This is a genomic window from Streptomyces sp. CLV115 (assembly GCF_038448545.1).
Lineage (GTDB): Bacteria > Actinomycetota > Actinomycetes > Streptomycetales > Streptomycetaceae > Streptomyces > Streptomyces sanglieri.
Genome location: NZ_JBCEWQ010000014.1, coordinates 100,478 through 107,915, shown reverse-complemented (window position 1 = coordinate 107,915; position 7,438 = coordinate 100,478). Strand labels below are relative to the sequence as shown.

Below are 7,438 nucleotides of genomic sequence, written 5' to 3'. Positions count from 1 at the left end.
GAACGGACGCTTCCTTTGTACTCACCCGCAGAACACTCTCTGGGGCTTTCCTCCGGGCTTTTCCCTTCGGTCTTGCGTTTCCGACTCTATCAGACTCTTTCGTGTCCGATTCCCGGTCGAAGCGGGATCCTGCTTTTTCGCTTTCCAGTTCTTCGCTTTCGCGTTTCCCTTTCCGGCGGTTCCAACCTTACCAGACTCTTTTCGTTCCGTTTCCGGTCCGAATTTGAATTCCGGTGACCTTGGAGAGGCCTTGCCTTTCGGCGTGTCCGCTACATTAGTCGATTTCCTTGGCGGCTCATAATCGAGCCGAAAGGGATTGAATTACGGCATGCCGAATTCGCACCCGCCAGGGTGATTCGTAGGTAGTGGTTGGCCGCTCAGGGATGCTTCGGATGTGGTCCGGTGGACCTCATCGACAGCAGCACCCGTCTCAAGCGGCTCGGACTACATTAGGCGTCCCTCAAGGGCGAGTCAAGTTGCGCGTCGACGTGGCACATGGGCCCGGTAGGGGCTCACCGTGGGGTCACCGTCGATCCAGAATCGCCAGGGATGTGCGGCGCCGTCGCCGCCCACTCCGGTCCGGGGGCCGTTGCGTACCTGGTCGCGTGGGGGCGGGGTGCCGTGCAGTACGGACAGCGGGGCGCCGGGACGGGCGATGGCGTCGGTGCCGTTCAGCGCTCGGTCGACATCGAGGGCGGTGGCCAGGCGGGCCGGGCCTTTGGCCAGTTCCTTGTCATTGCGGGCCGAGTTTCGACGTTCGCGGGTGAGTTCGGCACCGACCTGGATGTCGCCGGCGCGGAGCAGGACCCCGCTCGCCCTGCCCTCGGGGCCGCACACCAGGTTGAGGCAGTGCCACATGCCGTAGGTGAAGTAGACGTACGCATGGCCGGGCGGTCCGAACATGACGCTGTTGCGTGCGGTGCGGCCTCTGAAGGCGTGCGAACCGGGATCGATCTCGCCTGCGTATGCCTCCACCTCGGTGAGGCGGAGCTCGATGGGTCCGTCCGGTGTGGCTCGCACCAGGGTCCGGCCCAGGAGGTCGGGTGCCACGTCCAGTACGGGGCGGTCGAAGAAGTCGCGTGTCAGCGGCGTACGGTCCAAGCCCTCGATCATGGCGGTCGAGGGTACCGGGAACCGACTACGGTCGTGGCGCGTATCTAGGGGTCAGGACCAAGGAGGAGTAAACATGGGCTTCAAGCGGCTGCTCGCGAGCATGGGTGCCGGTGGCGCTTCGGTGGAGACCGAGCTCTCCGAGCTCAACGTCGTACCGGGTGGGGTCGTCCAGGGCGAGGTGCGGGTCCAGGGCGGTTCCGTGGATCAGCGGATCGAGGGACTCTCCGTGGGCCTGCAGGCGCGGGTCGAGGTCGAGGGCAACGACACGGAGACCAAGCAGGACATCGAGTTCACCAAGCTGCGCCTCGGTGGCGCGTTCGAGGTGCGGGCCGGTGCCGTGCACGTCGTGCCCTTCGGGCTCGAAATTCCCTGGGAGACGCCGATCACGATGTTCGCCGGTCAGCATCTGCACGGCATGAACATCGGTGTGACCACGGAGCTGGAGATCGCGCGGGCGCTGGACTCGGGCGACCTGGACCCGATCAATGTGCACCCGCTGCCGGCCCAGCAGGCCATCCTCGACGCCTTCGGCCGGCTCGGCTTCGGCTTCCGCAGCGCGGACATGGAGCGCGGTCACATTCGCGGTACGCGTCAGCGGCTGCCCTTCTACCAGGAGATCGAGTTCTTCCCGCCGCAGCAGTACCGCGGGCTGAACCAGGTGGAGCTGACGTTCGTCGCGGACGACCGTGAGATGGACGTCGTCCTGGAGATGGACAAGAAGTCGGGCCTCTTCAGCGAGGGCAGCGACTCCTACCGCTCGTTCAAGGTCGGGCTGCACGACTACCAGGGGACCGACTGGGCGGCGTACCTCAATCAGTGGCTGGCGCAGGTCGGCGGTCAGCGCAACTGGCTCTAGGGTCGGTGGGAGACCTGCTGACAGCAGGAGAGCGATCAGGAGAGGTGCTGACGTGACCGAGCCGAAGAGGGCGCCGCTGCCGCACGACTTCCATCCGGAGGTGCCGTCGTTCACGGTGGCGAGCGAGGATCTCGCCCCCGGTGCCGTGCTGGCGGACGCTCAGGTGTTCGCGGCCGGGAACACCTCGCCGCAGCTGCGGTGGGAGGGTTTCCCGGCCGAGACCAAGAGTTTCGCCGTGACCTGCTTCGACCCCGATGCCCCCACCGGCAGCGGGTTCTGGCACTGGGTGCTCTTCGACATTCCGGCGTCGGTCACGGAGCTCCCGGCCGGTGCGGGCGGCGGGAAGTTCGAGGGACTGCCCGCCGGCGCCGTCCAGGCCCGTAACGACTACGGGTCGAAGGACTTCGGCGGTGCCGCTCCGCCGGCCGGGGAGAACCACCGTTACGTGTTCACGGTGTACGCGGTGGACACCGAGAAGCTGGGTGTCGACAGCGATGCGTCGCCCGCGGTCGTCGGTTTCAACCTGCGGTTCCACACGCTGGGCCGTGCTCAGCTGATCGGCGAGTACACCGGTCCCGCCTAGTACCCGGTGAGCCGAGAGTTCCCCCGCTGTTTGCCCTGCCCTGGTCCTGGAGAGATCAGGGCAGGGCATTTTTTTATTGCGTTGTCCATCACGGCTCGCCCGGCCAGAGTTGATCCGGGCCTGCCAGGGGGCGGCCGGCACACGGGAGGTGGGCGAGATGCGGGACACGCTGGTACTGAACGCGAGCTTCGAGCCGCTGTCGACGGTGACGCTGAACCGTGCGGTGGTGCTGATTCTTCAGGACAAGGCCGTCGTCGAGCAGTCGCATCCCGATCTCCGTATGCGTGGTGCCGCCGTGGACATTCCGGTGCCCCGGGTGATCAGGCTCTGCCGGTACGTACGGGTGCCGTTCCGAAGACATGCCCCCTGGTCGCGGAGGGGTGTGCTGATACGGGACCAGCACCGGTGCGCGTACTGCGGGCGGCGGGCGAGCACCGTCGACCACGTGGTGCCGCGCGCCCAGGGGGGTCAGGACACCTGGCTCAACACGGTGGCGTCCTGTGCCGAGGACAATCACCGCAAGGCGGCCCGGACGCCGGAGCAGGCGGGGATGCCGCTGCTGCGCCAGCCGTTCGTGCCGTCTCCCGCGCAGGCGATGCTGCTGGCGATGGGGTCCGGTGACCGGTCGGCGCTGCCGGAGTGGCTGGAGGGCACCGCAGCGTAGGCGGTGTACGCATTTCGTCGTGGTGAAGCCCGTCTCCGTGGGGAGGCGGGCTTCGCCGTGTCAGCGGAGCAGCAGCTGGACGATGGCGGCCGTGCCGACCGCGACGATGAGGACGCGCAGCACGGTGGGGCTGAGGCGGCGGCCGATCCTGGCACCGATCTGGCCGCCCAGCGCGGAGCCGACCGCGATCAGTACGACGGCTGTCCAGTCGAAGTGCGCGACGAAGAGGAAGAAGAGCGCGGCGATGCTGTTGACGACGGCGGCCAGGACGTTCTTGACGGCGTTGAGGCGCTGCATGGTGTCGTCGAGCAGCATGCCCATCAGGGAGAGGTAGATGATCCCCTGGGCGGCGGTGAAGTAGCCGCCGTAGACGCTGGCGAGCATCAGGCCGACGAACAGCAGCGGTCCGCCGTCGGGACGGGTGGGGGTGCCGGTGTGCTCACGCCGGCGCTGGACCGCTTTGCTGATGCGTGGTTGCAGGATGACCAGGACCAGAGCCAGGGCCACCAGGATCGGCACGATGGTCTCGAAGGCCGTCGAGGGCAGGGCCAGCAGGAGGGTGGCACCGGTGAGGCCGCCCACGAGGGCGCCGACCGCGAGCTTGAGTACGCGGCGGCCCTGTCCCTTGAGCTCCTCGCGGTAGCCGATGGCGCCGCTGACGGAACCGGGTATCAGGCCGAGGGCGTTGGAGACGGTCGCCGTGACCGGGGGAAGGCCGGTGGCGAGCAGTACGGGGAAGGTGATCAGCGTTCCCGAGCCGACGATCGTGTTGATCGTGCCTGCGCTGATGCCCGCGACGAAGACGGCGAGCATCTCCCAGATGTTCATTGCGTACCCCCCGTGCATGATCGGTGCTTGGTGCATTGATCATGCACGGGGCGTGTACGCGTCAGTCGACCGGGGGCTGTTCCCGGCGTTCCTTGCTGGTGTCGAAACCGGGGGCGCCGTTGCCGAGGTTGCCGAAGGCGCCGCTGAGGCCCTTGAGGGCGTCGCCGATCTCGCTGGGCACGATCCAGAGCTTGTTGGCGTCGCCCTCGGCGATCTTCGGGAGCATCTGGAGGTACTGGTACGAGAGGAGCTTCTGGTCCGGGTCGCCGGCGTGGATCGACTCGAAGACCGTACGGATCGCCTGGGCCTCGCCCTCGGCCCGCAGGGCCGATGCCTTGGCCTCACCTTCGGCGCGCAGGATCGCGGACTGCTTCTCGCCCTCCGCGGTGAGGATCGCGGACTGGCGCGTTCCTTCGGCCTGGAGGATCGCGGCGCGCTTGTCACGGTCGGCGCGCATCTGCTTCTCCATCGAGTCCTGGATGGAGGTGGGCGGCTCGATCGCCTTGAGCTCGACGCGGTTGACGCGGATGCCCCACTTGCCGGTGGCCTCGTCGAGGACGCCGCGCAGGGCCGCGTTGATCTCCTCGCGGGAGGTCAGGGTCCGCTCCAGGTCCATGCCACCGATGATGTTGCGGAGGGTGGTGACGGTGAGCTGCTCGATCGCCTGGATGTAGCTGGCGACTTCGTAGGTCGCGGCCCGCGCGTCGGTCACCTGGTAGTAGATGACGGTGTCGATGTTGACGACCAGGTTGTCCTGGGTGATCACCGGCTGGGGCGGGAACGGCACGACCTGTTCACGGAGGTCGATGCGGTTGCGGATGGAGTCGATGAATGGAACGACGATGTTCAGGCCCGCGTTGAGCGTGCGGGTGTAACGGCCGAAGCGTTCCACAATGGCGGCGCTGGCCTGCGGGATGACCTGGATCGTCTTGATCAGGGCGATGAAGACGAGCACCACCAGAATGATCAGAACGATGATGATCGGTTGCATCGTGTTCCTCGTTGCCCTTCGGTTGCCGACGGATCGCGATGATCGAGGTCGAGTTCGCGGGAGGGGCCGGAAGCTGTACCGGCCCCGATCTCATGATGATCGACATCGAGTCTGACAGAACGCGCTCTGCCTTGTGGGTGGTTCGGTCACATGACGACTGCCGTGGCTCCGTCGATGTCGACGACATCGACCTGTTGGCCGGGATCGAAGCTCTGGCCCTCGTCGAGTGCGCGGGCGGACCAGATCTCACCGGCCAGCTTGATCCGGCCGCCGCTGCTGTCGACCCGCTCCAGGACAACTGCCTGACGGCCTTTCAGCGCATCGATGCCGGTGGCGAGTTGGGGCCGGTCGCTGCGGTGTCTGGCGGCGATCGGGCGGACCACCGCGATGAGCGCCACGGAGACCACGACGAACACCAGCACCTGGGCCACGATGCCGCCGCCGAGTGCCGCGACGACAGCCGCTGCGACCGCTCCGACGGCGAACATGCCGAACTCGGGCATCGCAGTCATGACGAGTGGGATGCCCAGTCCCACTGCGCCGATCAGCCACCACACCCACGCGTCGATGTCCACGGGGCCATGGTAGAACCGCGACCGCCCTCGCGGACAGGGCGCAAGCCGGCCGCTGCGCCGAGTTGCGGCCGGGAGCCGGTGCCGGCGGGGGTTACGAGAGCGGCAGTCCGTGGGCCGTGTAGCGGTCGCCGGTGTGCTCGACGACGAGCGGCAGTCCGAAGCACAGGGAGAGGTTGCGGGAGCTGAGTTCGGTCTCCATGGGGCCCGCGGCGAGCACCTTGCCCTGGCGGATCATCAGGACGTGGGTGAACCCGGGGGCGATCTCCTCGACATGATGGGTGACCATGATCATGGAGGGGGCGTACGGGTCGCGGGCCAGCCGGCCGAGGCGCCGGACCAGGTCCTCGCGGCCGCCGAGGTCGAGTCCCGCCGCCGGCTCGTCGAGGAGCAGCAGTTCGGGGTCGGTCATCATGGCGCGGGCGATCAGGGTGCGCTTGCGCTCGCCCTCGGACAGGGTGCCGAACTTGCGGTCGAGGTACTCGGTCATGCCGAGCCGGTCGAGGAAGGCGCGGGCGCGCTCCTCGTCGACGGCCTCGTAGTTCTCGTGCCAGGTGGCGGTCATGCCGTACGCGGCGGTGAGCACCGTCTGCAGCACGGTCTGGCGCCGGGGCAGCTTCTCGGCCATGGCGACGCCCGCGATGCCGATGCGGGGACGGAGCTCGAAGACGTCGGTGCCGACGCCGCCGAGCTGCTCGCCGAGGATCTTGGCGGTACCGGTGCTCGGGAAGAGGTAGCTGGACGCGATGTTGAGGAGGGTGGTCTTGCCGGCGCCGTTGGGGCCGAGGATGACCCAGCGCTCCCCCTCCTTGACCGACCAGGAGACGTCGTCCACCAGAGCGCGTCCGTCGCGGACCACGGATACGTCCACCAGCTCCAGTACATCGCTCATGGCGCGTTGTCTCCCCATGCAGTGTCGAGATCGTCGGTACCTGTGGGCACAGCTCCCAGGGAAATCTACGCCACCGCGCGAGTGCTCCCGGCGCTGGGCCCGAGTGACGACAGCCCCCGGGTCCGTTCCCTAGGGTGTTCCCATGCTTTCGGAACCACGCTCAGGGCTGTTGGCCGCTTGGGGAAACGCGCTTCTGGCGGGACTGGTGTCGCCGGACGAGGCGGCGCTCGCCATTGTCGGGGAGGACGCGGTGCACCGCGTGGAGGGGCTGCCGGGCGAGGCGGGGCCGGTCGGGCTCACGCTGGCGCTCGGCCGGCTGCGGGGTCTGGGGGTGACGGGCTTCCGGGTGGCGCTGCCGGCGCCGGGCCATCCGCTGGGGCTGAGCGGACCGCCGGACTTCAACGCGCGGGCGTTGGAGGCCGAGGAGGCGGTGGTGGCCTTCGGTGCGCCGTACGGACTGGTTCCCGAGGTGCGTGAGGTGGGACCGGCCGGGGATCTGCACATCGAGGTGGTGTGGCGTTGTCTGGCGGTGCGGGAGGCGCCGCCGGCCGATGTGCCGTCGCTGGGCGAGGCGGAGCGGGAGCTCGCCGAGGCGTTGCGGGACGCGACGGCGGTGCTGTCGCGGTTGGACGTGGCCGGTTCGGGGCCGGTGGCGGACGCGGCGGTGGACGCGTACCGGGCGCGGGCGGAGCGGGGGCGCGAGGTGCTGGCTCCGGGTTATCCGCCGCGGGCGGTGCGGGTGCTGGAGCTGGCGCAGCGGGTGGGGCTGCTGATCTCGGTGGCGTACGAGAACGGGCACGGCGGGGCGGTGAGCGCCTCGGAGATCGCGGCCAGGGGCGAGGCGCTGCGGCCGGTGGAGCGGGTGGCCCGGCGGGCGCAGGTCGCCGCGTACAACGCGTATGTGGAGGAGCGCGAGCGGGAGCGGTGAGCGGGAGCCGC

The 7,438-nt window shown here is 68.4% G+C and carries 9 protein-coding genes; 4 read left to right on the top strand and 5 right to left on the bottom strand.

Annotation, left to right across the window (positions count from 1 at the left end; translation table 11 throughout):
* Positions 1-471 precede the first annotated feature (471 nt).
* A complete protein-coding gene (locus tag AADR41_RS08330; RefSeq protein WP_342280616.1) occupies positions 472-1,113 on the bottom strand; it encodes a DNA-3-methyladenine glycosylase in 642 nt (213 codons plus the stop codon).
* Positions 1,114-1,186: 73 nt separating this feature from the next.
* On the opposite strand from AADR41_RS08330, the gene AADR41_RS08325 reads away from it, so the two are divergent.
* The 3 genes from AADR41_RS08325 to AADR41_RS08315 all read left to right on the top strand — a co-directional run bounded on the left by AADR41_RS08325 (position 1,187) and on the right by AADR41_RS08315 (position 3,216).
* On the top strand, positions 1,187-1,969 hold the full coding sequence (locus tag AADR41_RS08325; RefSeq protein WP_342280617.1) for a sporulation protein: 783 nt from the start codon (positions 1,187-1,189) through the stop codon (positions 1,967-1,969).
* A gap of 52 nt (positions 1,970-2,021) precedes the next feature.
* Positions 2,022-2,552: a YbhB/YbcL family Raf kinase inhibitor-like protein gene (locus tag AADR41_RS08320; protein ID WP_342280618.1), complete on the top strand. Its 531-nt coding sequence runs from the start codon at positions 2,022-2,024 to the stop codon at positions 2,550-2,552.
* Positions 2,553-2,709: 157 nt separating this feature from the next.
* On the top strand, positions 2,710-3,216 hold the full coding sequence (locus AADR41_RS08315) for an HNH endonuclease (protein WP_342280619.1): 507 nt from the start codon (positions 2,710-2,712) through the stop codon (positions 3,214-3,216).
* 60 nt (positions 3,217-3,276) lie between these two features.
* Here the strand turns inward: AADR41_RS08315 and AADR41_RS08310 are convergent, their stop codons facing one another.
* The 4 genes from AADR41_RS08310 to AADR41_RS08295 all read right to left on the bottom strand — a co-directional run bounded on the left by AADR41_RS08310 (position 3,277) and on the right by AADR41_RS08295 (position 6,499).
* The gene (locus AADR41_RS08310; RefSeq protein ID WP_342280620.1) at positions 3,277-4,044 is read right to left on the bottom strand and encodes a sulfite exporter TauE/SafE family protein; all 768 of its coding nucleotides are present in this window, start codon (positions 4,042-4,044) and stop codon (positions 3,277-3,279) included.
* 61 nt (positions 4,045-4,105) lie between these two features.
* Entirely contained in the window at positions 4,106-5,035 is a 930-nt protein-coding gene (locus tag AADR41_RS08305) for an SPFH domain-containing protein (protein WP_124718431.1), read from the bottom strand.
* A 146-nt stretch (positions 5,036-5,181) separates the two neighbouring features.
* Positions 5,182-5,610, bottom strand: a complete 429-nt coding sequence (locus AADR41_RS08300; protein ID WP_342280621.1) for an NfeD family protein — start codon at positions 5,608-5,610, stop codon at positions 5,182-5,184.
* Between the two features lie 91 nt (positions 5,611-5,701).
* Positions 5,702-6,499 (bottom strand): ABC transporter ATP-binding protein, encoded by a 798-nt coding sequence (locus AADR41_RS08295; protein WP_342280622.1) that lies wholly within the window; start codon positions 6,497-6,499, stop codon positions 5,702-5,704.
* Positions 6,500-6,641: 142 nt separating this feature from the next.
* Here AADR41_RS08295 and AADR41_RS08290 point away from each other — a divergent pair, with 142 nt between their 5' ends.
* Complete coding sequence (locus tag AADR41_RS08290; RefSeq protein WP_266916809.1) at positions 6,642-7,427, top strand: hypothetical protein; 786 nt, start codon at positions 6,642-6,644, stop codon at positions 7,425-7,427.
* The last annotated feature ends 11 nt before the right edge of the window (positions 7,428-7,438 follow it).